Below are 16280 nucleotides of genomic sequence, written 5' to 3' on the forward strand. Positions count from 1 at the left end.
GAGTGTCTTTACAGGGCGATGCCTGTGCAACCCTTATCTGGAAGGCGTGGCACGACAGGGGGCAACCGCCCGACAACCGCCATCACCGTGGATCAGCCGGGACTCACTGCTGATGGGCAAACCGGGGTCGCAGCATGCCGCCCACCTCGACCTGTTCGACGAACATGGCATAAGGCCGTGCCCAGATGCCGAGATCTCCGTACAGCGGCTTGTAGAGGACCAGCGGCTCCAGTGTCTCGCTGCTCCTGGCAAGGCCAATCACCTCGTATTCGCCCCCTTTGAAATGCCGGTAGCGACCGAGCGGAAGGGGCGGGAGGGGTGGCAGCTCGGTCATGGCGCGTCTTCAGTGCATGGAAGGAGCGGATCGTAGCATCCGTGGAAGCGATGGCATCCGAACTCGAGGAAAGGGGGAAGGCTGTTCGCGGGAGGCGATGTCGTACCTCTCCCAGGTCCCCGGATGCACGCGTGATTGGTGAGGAAAGCAGCGTGTGTCGATCACAAATGCGGCATTGTCGAGAGTACCAATGCATCGCGTCCCGGGAGGGCGGCCGGGTATCGGTCTTCTGCCTTCGCGACGAAACCGTGAGGGATACGCAGGCCTGAGAGCAGGACATCAGCAGGTGACGCGCGTATGCGGGGCGGAACAAGAACGAAGCGAGTGAGACGCAGGGGGCGTGTCTTCACTCCAGTGATGAGGCAACGGCGTACCACCGTTGCCTCATACGAGAACTTTCAAGCCAATTCTGTGCTTCAACGAGCGGCTGTCGCTTGATTGAAGCATTGCGCTCATCCGCTACGGCATCGCAGCGGCTAAGGATGGCGGCTCGGGATGGCTGGAGAGTCGTGCCTAGCTGGAAAAAGAGAACTTTCGCGCTGCGTCGGTCAGGCCTCGTGGCAGTGCGTCCAGACCCGCAGCATCGCTTTGCCCTCCCATGAACGGATGCTCGCTTGCCTTGACGGTGAACTCGCCCGGGCAACTGAACGTGATGTCGCCGCCCTCCAGCGTGATCGCACTGCTGCCGGCCTGCAGCACCACCTTGCTCTGGGCGAGCACGTCGATGCGCTTGTCGGTGGCGGTCACCGTGAGTGCCTGCTCGGCGAGCAGTTCCAGTTCGCCGTCATTGGCCTGCAGGCTGACCGGCCCCTGCGCGGCGATGACCCGCAACGGGCCGGCCTGCGAGAACAGGGAAACACTGCCGCCGGACACCGAGGCCAGTGTTTCGCCGGCGTTGGCATGCAGGTCCTGTTGTACGGTCAGTTCCAGGTTCTGGCCGGCGAAGGCCACGGCGCTGGCCGGGGTGGTCCACGCAACGTGATGCGGTGCTTCGGCCAGCAGGAGCGGCTTGCCGAAGCGTTCGACCGGCGTGTCGCCGGGGGTGCGGCCGTCGTCAGGCTTGAACCCGGATTGCCCGTTGACCTCACCCTGGTAACGGCCCTGTTGCTCGGGGTCGATCAGTTCGCGCAGCTTGCCGGTCTGCTGCCAGGCACTGAGGCCGGGCACCTGCTGCTGGCCGAGCGTCTGCTGCATGGCGTCCAAGCTGCGCTCGGCGCCCTTGAGCTGGGAAACGACGCTGGCATTCTCCATCACGGTGTTGGCAGCACGCTCCTGCGCGCTTGCCGACAGCAGCATGCCTTCGGCGGCATGCACATTGCCCCAGCCCGTGGTGGCCAGTTCGAACCCTTCACCGCGCAGGTTTCCGCGCGAGGTGTTCTGGTGTTCGATCAGGTAGCCCAGTTCCAGGCGGCTGTCGGCCAAGGAGCTGTGCAAGCGGGTGCGCAGCTGCCCGGGCGTATCGTCGATCACCCATTGCTGGCTGCCGCCGCCATCATGCGAGGTGGTGTGCAGGCCGCTCAGCACGCCAGGGTGCTTGGCGTCTTCGTCCACGCCGCCACCGAAGGGCGGCGCAACTTCCCCGTTGTACAGCTGGCCGGTCACGCGTGGCTGGTCGATGTCGCCGTGAAGGAATTCAACGAGCACCTCGCTGCCAATGCGCGGCAGGAATGCCGTGCCCCAGTTGGGGCCGGCCACCCATTCGGCAACGGGAACCCAGCTGCCGGTGGTCTGGTCACCGGGGGCATGGCCGTCCTGGGTACTGCCGGTATCGCTCAGGCCGCCGCTGTTGGGCTGCGCGCCGCGCTGCCAATTGAACTGCACGCGGACCTGGTGCTCGCGATTGGGGCTGAGTGCGGCGTCGGCGACGCCAACCACGCGCGCGGATTGTGGGCCGTGCAGGGCGGGGCGGTCCTGCGGCAAGGCGCGGATGGCTACCTGTGCGTCGGTGGCGAGGAACTGGTTGCGGTAGCTGCCACGCTCCAGTTCCGCGCTGCCGAGCAGTTCGGCGATGCCATGTTCCAGATTGTTGACCGCGACGTGCTGGACCGACAGCAGGTGAAGGGACTGCCCTTCATGCTGGGGGTGCTGGCCCAGGGCGAAGCGGCTGCCCGCCGCAAGGCGACGTTCGCTGCCGCCGCCGCTGAACAACTGCTGCGGCACGCGCAGGGCGTCCAGTCGTGCCTGCGCCTCGTCTTCGGCCCATTGCGCCTCGTTGAAGCGGCCGGCGCGCGGCTGCACGTAGACCTCCAGCGGGGGCAGGTTGCCGGCATCGGCCTCCAGTTGCGCAGCCACGGCGACAAGTTTCTCGCTGTGCCAGCTGGAGGTCGTGCTGATGTTGGGAACCAGTTGCCGTCGCTCCGAAAACTGCGTGATGCCATCGCTGCTCTCGGTGGCATGGGCGCGATGGAAGCGGATCGTGCCGAGGTCGGCCAGCTCGCTGGCGGGCTCGTAGATCACCAGCTGGTGCTTGCCATCACCGTCCTGGTTCTGCTCGATCCGCCAGGCCAGGCCAGCTTCGGCGAGCAGGCGGTTGATGAACTCGCCGTCGGTCTCGCGGTACTGCGTGGTGATGGCGCGGCGGGGGAGGCTGGCCTTCACGTCAAAGCGATAGTCCGCCTGCGGGTAGTCGGCGAAGATGGCCTCGCAGATGGCACGCGTATCGATGTCCTGGAAGATCACGGCGTTGCGGCGCAGGCCGAGCAACGCGGTCCATGGCTCCATCACCAGCCGGTAGCGCGCCAGGCCGCCGTCGCTGCCCAGCAGCGCGGTGGCCGTGCACAGGCCGTGCCACTGACGCGTGCTGCCATCGGCCTGGCTGAGCTGCAGGGTGAGCGGCTGTTCCAGCCAGGCCTCGGTATCGAGGGAGGCATCGGTGGCCAGGCAGTCGATCTGGAAGCGGGTGTCGCCGCAGACGCTTTCCTCGCCCTCGAAGCGCTCCACCACCAGTGCATCCGAAATGCCCCGCAGGCGGATCAGGCGATCACGATGCGAAAGCTTGGAGAGGGAGGCGAGCAGGGTGGAGCTTGGGATATCCATATCGGCAGGCTCATGGCAGGGTGATCGTGATGTGGGCCGTGCGTTCCGGCATCTGCACCACATCGTTGTAGGCGGCCAGCTGCTTCTGGGTTTCATGGCCCATGTAGAACCGCAGGCCGAAGAAGGCCAGCACGCCGAAGCAGCCGACCAGCACCGCCGGCAGCCACATCGGGATCACGCGGCGCAGCTGGTGGCGCACGGTATCCGGCGGCAGGGCGTGCGGCGCGAAGCCGTGGCGCTTGCCCTTGAGGTACACGATTTCGTCACCGAGCCGCGCGGTGAGGTAGCCAAGCTTCTCAGTGCCTTCCAGGCGGTACTTGCCTTCGAAGCCCATCAGCAGGCAGTAGTGGTAGACCTCGAGCGACGGCAGCCGGGGAGCGCCCTGGCGCCGCAGTTCCTCCAGCCGGTCGAAGAAGTGCTCGCCGGCCAGGTGCTCGCCGAACAGCCGCAGCTGCAGCGGGTTGCGTTCCCAGACCTCATGCAGTGCCGAGGGCTGGGACAGGATCGCCTCGTCCACGGCCGCGCAGAACGCGTACTTGGACGCATAAACGTCCTCGGACGAGATCCCCAGGCGCATGGCGTTGCGTTCCACGCCATCCAGGAATTTCTGCACGGTCTGCACGAACGACTCGGCGTCGTTCGGCAACTGGCCGCGCTTGAGCAGCAGCAGCAGGTAGAAGCCATCGGACATCAGGTCCAGCAGGCTTTGCGGCGCGGCGGCATTGGGCGTGGCATTGGCCATCGTCGCGTTGGAGGTCAGCGACGGCATCGGCCCGGGGGTCGGGGGAAGCTGGGAGTTCATCATGAGGTCACCGCGACAAGTTCCATCTTCAGGTCGGTAATGCCGGCCGGCACGTAGATCATCAGCGACTGCGCCTTGAGCATGCGCTCATACAGCGCGCCGCGCGCATCCAGTTCGAAGTAGTGGCTGCCCGGGCGTACCGGGATGGCGGCAGGCACCTGGGCGGCGTGCGCGAGCTTGACGCCGGGCAGCGCGGACAGCACGCACTTCTCCACGTCGTCCGGTGCGCCGACCTTGAACCGGACCGGGACGGTCTGGATCAGTTCCTGGGCGGGCAGGGCCGCCGACACGGACAGGTAGAACGAGGCGTTTCCATCGATGCGCTGCGAGTCCAGCCGGCCCAGGTGATAGGACGGCTTCACCTCGCTCAGCGCGATCTTGAAGTAACGCGTGGAGATCACCGTATCCAGCAGTGCGCGCACGATGTCCAGCAACCTGCGGAACGATTCTTCCGGTTGGTCGTGGCGGTACACCGGCAGGTCGCTCAGTGCATAGGCGTTGGAGAAGGTGAGCAATGCGCCGGCCATGCGCAGCAACTCCTGGTGCAGGCGCTCGGGATGCAGCTGCGGATGGTGCAGCAGGTGCGCCAGCGCACTGAAGGAGGTGTTGATGGTGTGCAGCAGCCAGAACGAGGCAATGTCGCCGGAGCGGAACTCGATGATGTTCTGCGAGGTCTGCCGGTGCAGGCCGTACAGCGCGTCGACCTTGGCCTGCAGGGCGTCGAGCACCGAGCGCAGTTCGCGATGGAGGTAGGGTGAGGCCTGCAACTGCGCGCACGGCGGGATGAATTCGTCGTCCAGCTCGAAGCCGCCGCTGGACGTGCGGCGGACACGGGCGATCGGCACGGTGGCGTAGGCGTCGCGCGGCTGGTCATCGGTGAGCAGCTTCACCGCCTTGCTCAGGTAGGCCAGCTCGGCTTCGGCGGCATCGGTGAACAGATCGCCGGTGACCTGGTTGGCCTGCCGGTAGCGCGCGAGCTGGGTACCTTCGGCATCGCCGCAGTTGTTGCCGTCGTCACGCAGCAGCGGCAACGCCAGGTGGATCACCGTGGATTGCACGCCCTGTGGCAGGCCCTGCAGCGAAACGGCATCGGGGAGACTGTCGTGCGCGGGCGCGTCGTAGGTCTCGCCATCGGGGAACACCGCAGACAGGTCCAGTGGACGCAGCGCACCGCCGTTGAGCGCGTGCGGATCGAAGCGGACGCGGCGTGCGCCCCAGCCGTAGGGGTGAAGTGTGTGCGAAAGGTCCTGCAGGCGTGCCTCGTAGTAGGCGTCCTGCCGCTGGAAATGCTGGGGGCGCAGGAACAGGCCTTCACCCCAGAGAACTTTGGACATCCTGCTTACGTAAGCCACATTTCAATCCTTGGAAATTCCGTTGAATCGACGGCCCCTATCCGTCGAGCGTCGCATGCGAATCCTTATGCTTTCCTGTTCACCGACATCGTGTTGACTGTTGCTCCAATGCCATCACAGCGGTGCAAATCCCCTGCCGCCATGTCGGTGAAAGACGCAAAGATACTAGCGCAAGCGTTAAATCCGTGCCGCCTTGCTTCGTTGCTGAACAGGCTGAACGATAGAAAGGTCGGCGTTCATTATGAAGACTGCGTCTCTTAATCAGCGTGACGAAGCGCACCTGATGGAGGCCAGGCTGTTGGGGTCGCCAGAGATCCTGGTCAGCAGGGCGGCACTGTCACTGGTCAGGGCGCACGCGTGCACGCCGATGGTCACGCCGGTGGCCGGGAGATCCTTGGATTTGGCATCAAAGGTGAGCCGCCAGCGGTTCTCGGCAGGTGCGCGGAACAGCGCCACCACGCCAAGCACCATGGTTCCATCACTCAGTTGTTCGGACAATTCCTGGCGCACGCCCGGTGTCAGCACCACTTCGTTGGCGGACAGCAGGTCCGCACCCAGGGCTGCCTGCTCGCCGGCCTGATCGAGGAATGCGTTGAAAGGCGCCTGCTCGAAGCGTTGGCTGCTGCGCAGGTGGTAGATCTTCACGACGGCCGCGGTGGCGCGTTTGTCATTGGCTGCATTGAGATTGCTGCCGGCGTACAGCCGCAGTGGAATCACTGGGGGTTCGGCAGGTTTCTTCTCGCGCAGACCCACGGCCTGCAAGGTGCTGTCTACCGCTTTACCGATCTTTCCGTTGCTCGCGCAGCCGGGCGTTGTCAGTAGAACTATCCCCATGACAGTTGTAACTGAAACCACGCGTAGGAAATCTCTCATAGGCGTATTCATTATTGTGGTGACAGTGGATTTGTGTGAGCTACGACACGGAGTCACGTGTGCGCTGCAGCAGGTGTGCAATCTGCAACATGTGAAGAGTGTGTGTAGATCAGTGATTTCTGACTTGTTGAAAATCACTATACCGACGCGTGTTGGCGAATGTACACTCGCGCCGCAGGGACTGGATTCCCGTGTGTTGTATCGGCGGTTGTCTGGTTCCCTTTAGAGGAACTTTCTCAACGAGGGATCACGATGGATGTGAAGGCAATAAGCGCGGTCGCCTATCGGCCGATGATGGCATTGGTTCTGTTGTCCGGTCTTGCTGCGTGTGCGTCCGCACCGAAGAAGCCGGTCGCAGTGCCATTCGAAACGACCATGGCGAATGCCGAGGCACAGGTCGCAACGGTCGGCGCGGATGCATCGATCAAGGCATTCGAAGATGCGGCGAAGTCGGATCCAACGCGCAAGGAGCCTTGGGTGCGCATCGCGCAGTTGCAGTTCGACCAGGGGAATTACGCGCGTGCGATCGTTGCGGCCGAGGAAGTGCTGCAGCGTGATCCGGATGACCTGGTGGCCGATGGCGTGCTCACCGTAGCCGGCTTCCGCGTGGCGAACCAATCGCTGCAGCGACTGCAGGGGCGTGGCGTGCTTGCCTCCGAGACCGCGCGCCGGGAGGCACAGACGCTTGCCGATACGCTGCGCGCGACGATGGGCGATGCGGTGCTGGTGGCTGAAAAGCCCAAGCCGCGCCCGCGCACGCCGGCCCGGTCGACCGGGCGTCGCGCCGCGACGGCAGCACCGGCCTCGGCCCCGGCCGCGGCGCCGGAACGGCCGCAAACACGCAGCGATAACTCCGATCCCTTTCAGAATATCGGCAACTGAGCCAACGAGCTCACAGTCAGGAGACACGTATGGCCAAGAAGGACAGTGTTCAGAAGCGGCTGCAGAAGATCCGGCCGCCGCGCGTCCAGCTCACGTATGACGTTGAGAAGGGTGACGCCATCGAGCAGAAGGAGCTGCCATTCGTGGTCGGCGTGCTGGGTGACTTCAGCGGCAATCCGGAACAGCCGCTGGCGAAGGTGAAGGACCGCAAGTTCGTCAGCGTCGATCTGGACAACTTCGACGAAGTGATGGAAGGCGCCGCGCCACGCGCGGTGTTCCGTGTTCCCAACAAGATCAGTGATTCGGGCGGTGAGTTCGGCGTCGAGCTGAAGTTCAATTCGATCGACGACTTCCGCCCGGAAGCCGTGGTCGAGCAGATCGAGCCGCTGCGCCGCCTGCTGGAGTCGCGCACCAAGCTGGCCGACCTGCGCAACAAGTTGGCGGGCAACGAGAAGCTGGAGGACCTGTTGACGGACGTACTCAACAACACCGAGCAGCTCAAGCAGCTCGGCGCGGGCAAGGGGGAGTGATCTATGTCGGTTGAAGCCAGCCAGTTGGGCGCAGCAGCAGCGGTCACCGAAGAGGTCGGCCTGCTCGACCAGATCGTCGAGAAGAGCAAGGTCGCCAAGTCGCAGACCGAACACGAGCGCGCCAAGGACATCATTTCCGCGTTGGCGCAGGAGGTGCTGGATGGCACGGTGGTGGTGTCCGACAACCTCAACCTCACCCTCGATGCACGCATCGCCGAGATCGACCGGATCATCTCCGAGCAGCTCAGCGCGGTGATGCATGCCAAGGAGTTCCAGCAGCTGGAAAGCAGCTGGCGCGGCCTGCACTACCTGTGCTCGCAGACCTCCACCGGCCCGAACATGAAGATCAAGGTCTTCAACGCGCCGAAGAAGGACCTGGTCAAGGACTTCAAGTCCGCGATCGACTTCGACCAGAGCGCGCTGTTCAAGAAGGTCTACGAGGAAGAGTTCGGCACCTTCGGTGGTGCGCCGTTCGGCGCGCTGATCGGCGACTACTTCCTTGGCCGCCAGCCGGAGGACATGTACTTCATCGAGCAGATGTCGCATGTGGCCGCGGCGGCGCATGCGCCGTTCATTTCCGCGGCGGGCGAGGGCATGTTCGGCCTGGAGTCGTTCACCGACCTGGGCAAGCCGCGTGACCTGGCCAAGGTGTTCGACACCGTCGAGTACGCCAAGTGGAAGTCGTTCCGCGAGAGCGAGGACAGCCGTTACGTCGGCCTGACCATGCCGCGTTTCCTCGGCCGCCTGCCGTACAACCCGAAGGACGGCACCACCGTGGAGGGCTTCAATTTCGTCGAGGAAGTCGAGGCCGCCGACCACAGCAAGTTCCTGTGGTGCAACACTGCCTATGCCATGGGCGCGCGCCTGACCCAGGCGTTCGAGAACTATGGCTGGTGTGCCGCGATCCGTGGCGTGGAAGGCGGTGGCCTGGTCGAGGACCTGCCCACCCACACCTTCCGTACCGACGATGGCGAAGTGGCGTTGAAGTGCCCGACCGAAGTGGCCATCACCGACCGCCGCGAGAAGGAGCTGAGCGACCTGGGCTTCATGCCGCTGGTGCATTGCAAGAACACCGACTACGCCGCGTTCTTCGGTGCGCAGTCGGCGCAGAAGGCCAAGAAGTACAACACCGACTCGGCCAATGCCAACGCGATCCTGTCGGCGCAGCTGCAGTACATCTTCGCCGTCTCGCGCATCGCCCACTACCTCAAGGCGATGATGCGCGAGAAGATCGGCAGCTTTGCCTCGGCCGGCAACGTCGAGGAGTTCCTCAACCGGTGGATCGCCCAGTACGTGTTGCTGGACGACAACGCCAACCAGGAAGCCAAGGCGCAGTTCCCGCTGCGTGAGGCTTCCGTGCAGGTTTCGGAAGTGCCGGGCAAGCCCGGTGTCTACCGCGCGGTGGCCTTCATCAGGCCGCATTTCCAGCTCGATGAGCTGTCTGTTTCGTTGCGTCTGGTGGCCGAACTGCCGGCTTCCGCGAAAAAGGCGTAACGGTTTTGCTGTTGCTGTAGCGTCGGGGGGACCCCTGTCCCTGTACGCAGCGACGCGATTAGAGGGCATAGCCCCCTGAACCGCCGGGCCCCCCCGCCCGGCAACCCAAATCTCACGGAAGAACGGAACTTAGGAGACCAGATATGCAGCACGCTTTTCTCTCGATTGACACCATCAAGGGCGAGTCGCACGACGACAAGCACAAGGACTGGATCGAGATCCAGTCGTTCTCGCAGGACCTGTTGCAGCCGCGTTCGGCCACAGCGTCGACCTCCGGCGGTACCACGGCAGCCCGCGTGAACCTGTCACCGATCGAAATCACCAAATCGATCGACCTCGCCTCCACGGCCCTTAACCAGGCCGCCGCCAACGGCACCACCTTCCCGAAGGCCCGCGTGGAGTTCATGCGCGCCGACAAGGACGGCAACGCGATCAATTACTACCTGGTCGAGTTGATGAATGTGCTGGTCCACCGCGTCACCACTACGGTGGACAAGGAGGGCATGCCCCAGGAGGTTGTTCAGTTGAGCTTCGGTGCCATCAAGTGGACTTACCAGCAGCAGAAGCCGGAAGGCGGTGTTGGTGGCAAGACCGTGGCGCAGTGGAGCGCAACCAAGAACATCCCGAACTACACCGTGTGATGTTGTGTCGCTGCGATGGCGCCTCGTGCGCCATCGCAGTCTGATCCCGGCGGGGCCAGGAGCGGCCTTGCCTCGCTGCACCGCTGCCGCATGCACGGATGCCGAAACCTGAGTGGATGGACCAATGAAGGGACTCGAACCCAGTCTGCTGGAAAAACTGTTCGACGATACCCCCAAGCAGCCGGGTGCCGGGCCGGTATTCAAGTCCGTCTCGCTCGAGCAGTACAAGGAATCCATCGCCCGCGACCTGGAAGGGCTGCTGAACTCCCGCGCCGCGTTCCAGGAGAGCGACATGCAGGAGTTCCCGAACTGCCGCCAGTCGCTGCTGACCTACGGGCTGGCCGATTTCTCGGCGATGAGCCTTGCCAATGCCTACGACCGCTCGGCGATCTGCCGTTCGCTGGAACAGGCCGTGGCGCGCCACGAGCGCCGCCTGAAGAACATCAACGTGCACCTGGACGCCGGCAACCAGTTCGCCGGCGGCCTGCACTTCACCATCCATGCGCTGCTAGACCTTGAGCCAGCGCGTGAGCCCGTCAGTTTCGATGCGATGTTGCAGCCCTCGACATTGCAGTACCAGGTGACGCGCGCGCGTCGCACGCAGGCCGGCTGATGCAGGACCTGCTGCCCTACTACGAGCGCGAACTGGCTTACCTGCGCCGCTATGGCCGCGAGTTCGCCGAGCGCTATCCCAAGATCGCCGGGCGCCTGCAGCTGTCGCCGGAAGGCAGCCAGGACCCGCATGTCGAACGCTTGATCGAGGCCTTCGCGCTGCTCAGTGCGCGCGTGTCCAAGCGCATCGAGGACGACTACCCGGAGTTCACCGACGCGCTGCTGGACGTGCTTTACCCGCATTACCTGCGCCCGTTCCCGTCGTGCTCGATCGCGCACTTCGACATGGACGGCGTGGCATCCAAGCTCAGCGCGCCGGTCCGCATCCCGCGTGGCACCGCCCTGCAGAGCCGGCCGGTGCGTGGCGTACCCTGCGACTTCCGCAGTGCCTATGACGTGGTGTTGGCGCCCATCGGCGTGCAGCAGGTGGTGTACCGCGGGGTGGCCGAGGCCCCGATGGCAACGACCCTGCCGGCCGGCGCGGGCGGGCAGATCTCGCTGGGCTTCCAGCTGCTGTCCGACCAGTTGGGGTTCTCCCAGCTCGGCACCGAGAAGCTGCGGTTGTTCCTGGACGGCGAACCGTCGGTGCGCGCGGCGTTGCGTGATGCGCTGATGTACGGGGTCAAGGCCGCCTATGTCGAATCGGATGGCGACGGCCGCTGGCGACGCCTGGAGCAGGTGCCTCTGGAAGCGGTGGGGTTTGCCGACAACGAGGCGTTGATCGATTTCCCCGCGCGCTCGCATCCGGCCTATCGGCTGCTGACCGAGCTGTTCGCCTACCCGGAGAAGTTCGGCTTCGTCGACCTTCACCTGCCGACGGTGACCGCCGGCGCCAGCCGTCGCTTCACCCTGCACCTGGTGCTGCAGAGTGCCGGCAACGACCGCAGCAACACGATGGTCCTGGAGGAGCTGGGCGTGCACAACGTGCGCCTGGGCTGCACGCCCATCGTCAACCTGTTCAAGACCAGCGGCGAGCCGATCCGTGTCACCCACCGTACGGTGAACTACCCGGTGTTGGCCGACGCGCGGCGCGCGTTCGCCTACGAGGTGCATTCGATCGATTCGGTGCACCGCATCCGGCAGACGCCGCAGGGCGAGGTGATCCAGGCGTTCCGGCCGTTCTATTCGCTGCACCATGGCGAGGACCCGGAGCGGACCGGGCAGTACTGGGTCGCGCGTCGCGACGAGGACGTCGCCCGGCAGAGCCCCGGCTTCGAGATGGAGATCAGCTTCGTCGACCTGTCCTTCAACCCGGTGTTGCCGCAGACCGATACGGTCAGCGTGGAGCTGACCTGCAGCAACCGCGACCTGCCCAACCAGCTGCCTTACGGCGCGGCCGGCGGTGACCTGAGCATGGAAGGTGGCAGCCCGGCGCGCTCGATCGGCCTGCTGCGCAAGCCGACCAAGCCGCTGCGTTTCCGTCATGGGCGCAACGCGCAGTGGCGGCTGATCTCGCACCTGTCCTTGAACCAGCTGTCGCTGACCGGCAGTGGCCTGCCGGCACTGAAGGAGATGCTGCGCCTGTACGACCTGTCCGGCTCCAACGTCTCGGCGCGCCAGATCGACGGCATCCTCGGCCTGGAGCAGCACCCGGCCACCACGTGGATGTCCGGCCGCCAGTTCGCCTCGGTGGTGCGTGGCCTGGAGATCCGCCTGACCATCAATGAAGCCCACTTCGTGGGCACCGGTGTGGCCGCCTTCGCCCAGGTGATGGACCACTTCTTCGCACTGTACGTGCACGCCAACAGTTTCACCCGACTGGTGCTGGTTTCCGGCGACAGCGGGGAGGAGATCGTCCGATGCCCAGCGCGCAGCGGCGAATCGATCCTGGCGTAGCGCAGCAGCTGCTCGCCGAACCCCACCGCTTCCAGTTCTTCCAGGCGGTGCGGTTGCTCGAGCAGGTGTTCCTGCGCCAGGGCGTCACGCCCGGGCAGGCGGTGCCCATGCGGGTGCGTTTCCGCAACACGCTCTCGCTGGGGTTCCCGGCGACCGAGCTGTCCTCCGAAGGCACGGTGGTGTCGCTGAAGGGCGAGACCTTGCAGGACGCGCAGGCCATCGAGCAGGCGCTGCACGACGAGACGCTGGGCGAGGTGCACCTGACCCCGCAGTTCATGGGCCTGCTGGGCACGGCCGGTGCGCTGCCGCTGCATTACACCGAGACCCTGCAGCTGCGTGAGCTGTACCAGCGCGACCGCACGGCGCGCGCGTTCCTGGACATCTTCTCCACGCGCGCGGTGTCGCTGCATTACGCCGCGTGGAAGAAGCACCGCCTGGCTCTGCAGTACGAGCTGGACCGGCGCGAGCGCTTCCTGCCGCTGGTGCTGTCGCTGCTCGGCATGGGCATGAGCGAGCTGCGCGACCGCCTGCACGAGGGCCAGGGCGAGATCTTCGACCAGGCCGTGGCGTACTACGCCGGCGCGGTGCGCCAACGGCCGGTGTCCGCTGCGTTGATGCAGCGTGTTCTGTCGGACTACTTCAAGGTGCCGGTGGAACTGGAGCAGTTCGTCGGTGCCTGGTATCGCGTGCCGTCCGGGCAGGCATCGCGGCTGGGACAGGCCAATGCCGTGCTCGGCGCCAGCGCGCTGGCCGGCGACCGGGTCTGGCAGCGTGACCTGCGCATGCGCCTGCGCATCGGGCCGCTGCGACGCGACCAGTTTGACGACTTCCTGCCCGGCGGCAGCGCCGCCGAAGCGCTGGCCAAATGGTTGTCGCTGTTGACCGGTGGCACCCTGGAATACGAGGTAAGGCTGGTGCTGCGCGCTGACGACGTGCAGGGCAGCGCATTGGGCGAAGGTGGCGGTGCGCGCCTGGGCTGGGACAGCTACATGACCACGCGCCCGCAAACGGCATCGCGCGAAGACACGACCTATGGCATCCACACGTTGCAATGACCCCATGCCCCTGGCGCCGGCGCCGGGGGCATCCGAACTGATCCAGCATGGAGTGCGCGTTTCTGCATGAGCATCAACCTCAAGACCCTGATCAGCAAGTTGGACGACACCTGCCGGCAGGCCGCCGAGCGGGCGGCAAACCTGTGCATGTCGCGTGGCAACTACGAGGTGGACCTGGAACACCTGTTCCTGGCCCTGCTGGAACAGCCGCAGTGTGACTTCGTGTTGATCGCCCGGCGCAGTGGCATCTCGCCCGAGTCGCTGGAGCGCGACCTCAACGACGAGATCAGCCAGTTCAAGACCGGCAACAGCCGCACGCCGGTGTTTTCGCAGCACATTCCCAAGCTGTTCGAGCATGCCTGGCTGATCGCGTCGCTGGACTCGGAGACCACCCGCATCCGCAGCGGCCACCTGCTGCTGGCGCTGCTGACCGAGCCGGACCTGGCGCAGCTGGCGTATCGCGGTTCCAAGCTGTTCGTGCGCTTCAAGCGCGACGAGCTCAAGCACGACTTCGCCAAGCTGACCGAGGGCTCGCAGGAGTCCGTGCAGACGGTGCGTTTCGCCGATGCCGCTGCGCCCGGCGCAGAAGGCGCGGACGGCGACGATGCCATGCCCGGCGAGGCCAAGGGCGGGCTGTCCAAGACGCCGGCGCTGGACCAGTTCACCACCAACCTCACCCAGCGTGCGCGCGAGGGCAAGATCGACCCGGTGATCGGCCGTGATACCGAGATCCGGCAGGTGATCGACATCCTGATGCGTCGCCGCCAGAACAACCCGATCCTCACCGGCGAGGCCGGCGTCGGCAAGACCGCGGTGGTCGAGGGCTTGGCCCGGCGCATCGCCGAAAAGGACGTGCCCGAGGTGCTGCAGGGAGTTGAACTGCACACGCTGGACATGGGCCTGCTGCAGGCCGGTGCCAGCGTCAAGGGCGAGTTCGAGAACCGCCTTAAGAACGTGATCGACGAGGTCAAGAAGAGCCCGCACCCGATCATCCTGTTCATTGACGAAGCCCACACCATGATCGGTGCCGGCGGCGCCGCCGGGCAGAACGACGCGGCCAACCTGCTCAAGCCGGCATTGGCGCGCGGCGAGCTGCGCACCATCGCCGCCACCACCTGGGGCGAGTACAAGAAGTACTTCGAGAAGGACGCCGCGCTGGCCCGCCGTTTCCAGGTCGTGAAGGTGGAGGAGCCCAGCGAGACGCTTGCCGCCGCGATGCTGCGTGGCATGGTCGGCTTGATGGAGTCGCACTTCGGCATCCGCGTGCTGGACGAGGCCGTGACCGAGGCCGTGCGCCTGTCGCATCGCTACATCAGCGGCCGGCAGCTGCCGGACAAGGCGGTCAGCGTGCTCGACACCGCCTGCGCCAAGGTCGCCCTGGGGCAAAGCGCGACGCCGGCCATCATCGAGGACACCCGCAAGCACATGGACCGCCTGCAGGCCGAGATCGATGCGCTGCAGCGCGAGACTGCCGGTGGCAACGACCAGCACGGTGAACGACTGGCCGAGCTGCATGCGCAGCAGGCCGAAGCGCAGGCCGTGCTGGCCAACAACGAAGAGCGCCTGGGCCGCGAGCGTGAACTGGCCGGGCGCATTGCCCAGTTGCGGCAGCAGCTGGAGCAGGCGCCGCCACAGCCACAGGGCGAAGCCAGCGAGGAAGGCGAGGGCGATGTCGCCGTCGCCAAGCCGGCCAGCAAGCGCAAGGCCGCCAGGCCGGCGCAGTCGCCGCAGCATGCCGAACTGGCGACGCTGCAGGCCGAGCTGAAGCAGTTGCAGGGTGAAACCCCGATGGTGCCGCTGCAGGTGGATGGCACCGTGGTGGCGGAGATCGTGTCGGCATGGACCGGCGTGCCGCTGGGGCGCATGGTCAAGGACGAGATCCGCACCATCCGCTCGCTGGGCAACCTGCTGGTGGAGCGCGTCATTGGCCAGGACCATGCATTGGATGCCATCGCGCAGCGCGTGCGTACCGCCACCGCCAAGCTGGAAGACCCGAACAAGCCGCGGGGCGTGTTCATGTTCGTGGGCCCGTCCGGCGTGGGCAAGACCGAAACCGCGCTAGCGCTGGCCGACATCCTGTATGGCGGCGAGCGCAAGCTGGTCACCATCAACATGAGCGAGTACCAGGAAGCGCATAGCGTATCGGGCCTGAAGGGCTCGCCGCCGGGCTACGTGGGCTACGGCGAAGGTGGCGTGCTCACCGAGGCGGTGCGTCGCAACCCCTACAGCGTGGTGCTGCTGGACGAGGTGGAGAAGGCCCACCCTGACGTGCTGGAGATGTTCTTCCAGGTGTTCGACAAGGGCGTGATGGACGATGCCGAAGGCCGCGAGATCGACTTCCGCAACACCCTGGTCATCCTCACCTCCAACATCGGCTCCTCGCAGATCATGCAGGCCTGCCTCAACAAGCCGGCCGAGGAGATCCCGGCCGCCGATGCGCTGGCCGAGGCGCTGCGCCCGATCCTGATGCGCAGCTTCAAGCCCGCCTTCCTGGGCCGCCTGAAGGTGGTGCCGTACTACCCGATCAACGACGACGTGCTGGTGAAGATCATCACGTTGAAGCTGGGTCGCATCCGCGACCGTGTCGTGGCCAACCACAAGGCCACTTTCAGCTGGGACGACAGCCTGGTTGAAGCCGTGTTGGCGCGTTGCACCGAGGTGGATTCGGGCGCGCGCAATGTGGACCACATCCTCAACGGCACCCTGTTGCCGGAGATTGCCGAAAGTGTCCTGGCTGCGATGGCGGAAGGAAACCGCATCAACGCCATCAAGGTCACCGCCGGCAAGAAGGGTGATTTCAAGTACAAGGTTTCTTGATTACCAGCAAAGGAGA

At 65.2% G+C, this 16280-nt stretch carries 13 protein-coding genes; 8 read left to right on the plus strand and 5 right to left on the minus strand.

Translation table 11 applies throughout. The annotated features are described in order from the left end of the window. Window positions 1–103: 103 nt before the first annotated feature. The 5 genes from IB227_RS17780 to tssJ form a co-directional block, all read right to left on the minus strand. Window positions 104–334 (minus strand): DUF1653 domain-containing protein, encoded by a 231-nt coding sequence (locus IB227_RS17780; protein WP_192288483.1) that lies wholly within the window; start codon window positions 332–334, stop codon window positions 104–106. A 513-nt stretch (window positions 335–847) separates the two neighbouring features. After that, complete coding sequence (locus IB227_RS17785; protein WP_192288484.1) at window positions 848–3370, minus strand: type VI secretion system Vgr family protein; 2523 nt, start codon at window positions 3368–3370, stop codon at window positions 848–850. Between the two features lie 10 nt (window positions 3371–3380). Next, complete coding sequence (gene icmH, locus IB227_RS17790; RefSeq protein WP_192288485.1) at window positions 3381–4175, minus strand: type IVB secretion system protein IcmH/DotU; 795 nt, start codon at window positions 4173–4175, stop codon at window positions 3381–3383. After that, window positions 4172–5506 (minus strand): type VI secretion system baseplate subunit TssK, encoded by a 1335-nt coding sequence (tssK, locus tag IB227_RS17795; RefSeq protein WP_132864115.1) that lies wholly within the window; start codon window positions 5504–5506, stop codon window positions 4172–4174. Before tssK ends, icmH begins: the two co-directional genes overlap by 4 nt. Window positions 5507–5785: 279 nt before the next feature. Next, entirely contained in the window at window positions 5786–6397 is a 612-nt protein-coding gene (gene tssJ, locus IB227_RS17800) for a type VI secretion system lipoprotein TssJ (protein WP_192288486.1), read from the minus strand. Between the two features lie 252 nt (window positions 6398–6649). Between tssJ and IB227_RS17805 the strand changes: the two genes are divergently transcribed. From IB227_RS17805 to tssH, 8 genes are all read left to right on the plus strand, one after another. Next, window positions 6650–7279 carry a tetratricopeptide repeat protein gene (locus tag IB227_RS17805; protein WP_192288487.1) on the plus strand — a complete coding sequence of 210 codons (630 nt, stop codon included), beginning with the start codon at window positions 6650–6652 and terminating at the stop codon, window positions 7277–7279. A 29-nt stretch (window positions 7280–7308) separates the two neighbouring features. Continuing rightward, complete coding sequence (gene tssB / locus IB227_RS17810; RefSeq protein WP_132864113.1) at window positions 7309–7809, plus strand: type VI secretion system contractile sheath small subunit; 501 nt, start codon at window positions 7309–7311, stop codon at window positions 7807–7809. Between the two features lie 3 nt (window positions 7810–7812). Next, window positions 7813–9303 (plus strand): type VI secretion system contractile sheath large subunit, encoded by a 1491-nt coding sequence (gene tssC / locus IB227_RS17815; protein WP_192288488.1) that lies wholly within the window; start codon window positions 7813–7815, stop codon window positions 9301–9303. A gap of 143 nt (window positions 9304–9446) precedes the next feature. Further along, window positions 9447–9944, plus strand: coding sequence for a type VI secretion system tube protein Hcp (locus tag IB227_RS17820; protein WP_132864111.1), 498 nt, complete (start codon window positions 9447–9449; stop codon window positions 9942–9944). A 124-nt stretch (window positions 9945–10068) separates the two neighbouring features. Next, window positions 10069–10557 carry a type VI secretion system baseplate subunit TssE gene (gene tssE / locus IB227_RS17825; RefSeq protein WP_132864110.1) on the plus strand — a complete coding sequence of 163 codons (489 nt, stop codon included), beginning with the start codon at window positions 10069–10071 and terminating at the stop codon, window positions 10555–10557. Continuing rightward, on the plus strand, window positions 10557–12392 hold the full coding sequence (gene tssF, locus IB227_RS17830) for a type VI secretion system baseplate subunit TssF (protein WP_192288489.1): 1836 nt from the start codon (window positions 10557–10559) through the stop codon (window positions 12390–12392). The genes tssE and tssF overlap by 1 nt, the downstream gene beginning before the upstream one ends. Beyond that, window positions 12356–13447, plus strand: a complete 1092-nt coding sequence (tssG, locus tag IB227_RS17835; protein WP_192288490.1) for a type VI secretion system baseplate subunit TssG — start codon at window positions 12356–12358, stop codon at window positions 13445–13447. The genes tssF and tssG overlap by 37 nt, the downstream gene beginning before the upstream one ends. Window positions 13448–13513: 66 nt before the next feature. After that, window positions 13514–16264, plus strand: a complete 2751-nt coding sequence (tssH, locus tag IB227_RS17840; protein ID WP_192288491.1) for a type VI secretion system ATPase TssH — start codon at window positions 13514–13516, stop codon at window positions 16262–16264. The last annotated feature ends 16 nt before the right edge of the window (window positions 16265–16280 follow it).

The sequence above is a fragment of the Stenotrophomonas sp. STM01 genome, from assembly GCF_014852135.1.
GTDB lineage: Bacteria > Pseudomonadota > Gammaproteobacteria > Xanthomonadales > Xanthomonadaceae > Stenotrophomonas > Stenotrophomonas capsici.

What these genes read in the sequence shown, in the direction of transcription:
- IB227_RS17780 (WP_192288483.1), bottom strand. Translation starts at nt 334, where the DNA reads ATGACCGAGCTGCCACCCCTCCCGCCCCTTCCGCTCGGTCGCTACCGG.
- IB227_RS17785 (WP_192288484.1), bottom strand. Translation starts at nt 3,370, where the DNA reads ATGGATATCCCAAGCTCCACCCTGCTCGCCTCCCTCTCCAAGCTTTCG.
- icmH (WP_192288485.1), bottom strand. Translation starts at nt 4,175, where the DNA reads ATGATGAACTCCCAGCTTCCCCCGACCCCCGGGCCGATGCCGTCGCTG.
- tssK (WP_132864115.1), bottom strand. Translation starts at nt 5,506, where the DNA reads ATGTCCAAAGTTCTCTGGGGTGAAGGCCTGTTCCTGCGCCCCCAGCAT.
- tssJ (WP_192288486.1), bottom strand. Translation starts at nt 6,397, where the DNA reads ATGAGAGATTTCCTACGCGTGGTTTCAGTTACAACTGTCATGGGGATA.
- IB227_RS17805 (WP_192288487.1), top strand. Translation starts at nt 6,650, where the DNA reads ATGGATGTGAAGGCAATAAGCGCGGTCGCCTATCGGCCGATGATGGCA.
- tssB (WP_132864113.1), top strand. Translation starts at nt 7,309, where the DNA reads ATGGCCAAGAAGGACAGTGTTCAGAAGCGGCTGCAGAAGATCCGGCCG.
- tssC (WP_192288488.1), top strand. Translation starts at nt 7,813, where the DNA reads ATGTCGGTTGAAGCCAGCCAGTTGGGCGCAGCAGCAGCGGTCACCGAA.
- IB227_RS17820 (WP_132864111.1), top strand. Translation starts at nt 9,447, where the DNA reads ATGCAGCACGCTTTTCTCTCGATTGACACCATCAAGGGCGAGTCGCAC.
- tssE (WP_132864110.1), top strand. Translation starts at nt 10,069, where the DNA reads ATGAAGGGACTCGAACCCAGTCTGCTGGAAAAACTGTTCGACGATACC.
- tssF (WP_192288489.1), top strand. Translation starts at nt 10,557, where the DNA reads ATGCAGGACCTGCTGCCCTACTACGAGCGCGAACTGGCTTACCTGCGC.
- tssG (WP_192288490.1), top strand. Translation starts at nt 12,356, where the DNA reads ATGCCCAGCGCGCAGCGGCGAATCGATCCTGGCGTAGCGCAGCAGCTG.
- tssH (WP_192288491.1), top strand. Translation starts at nt 13,514, where the DNA reads ATGAGCATCAACCTCAAGACCCTGATCAGCAAGTTGGACGACACCTGC.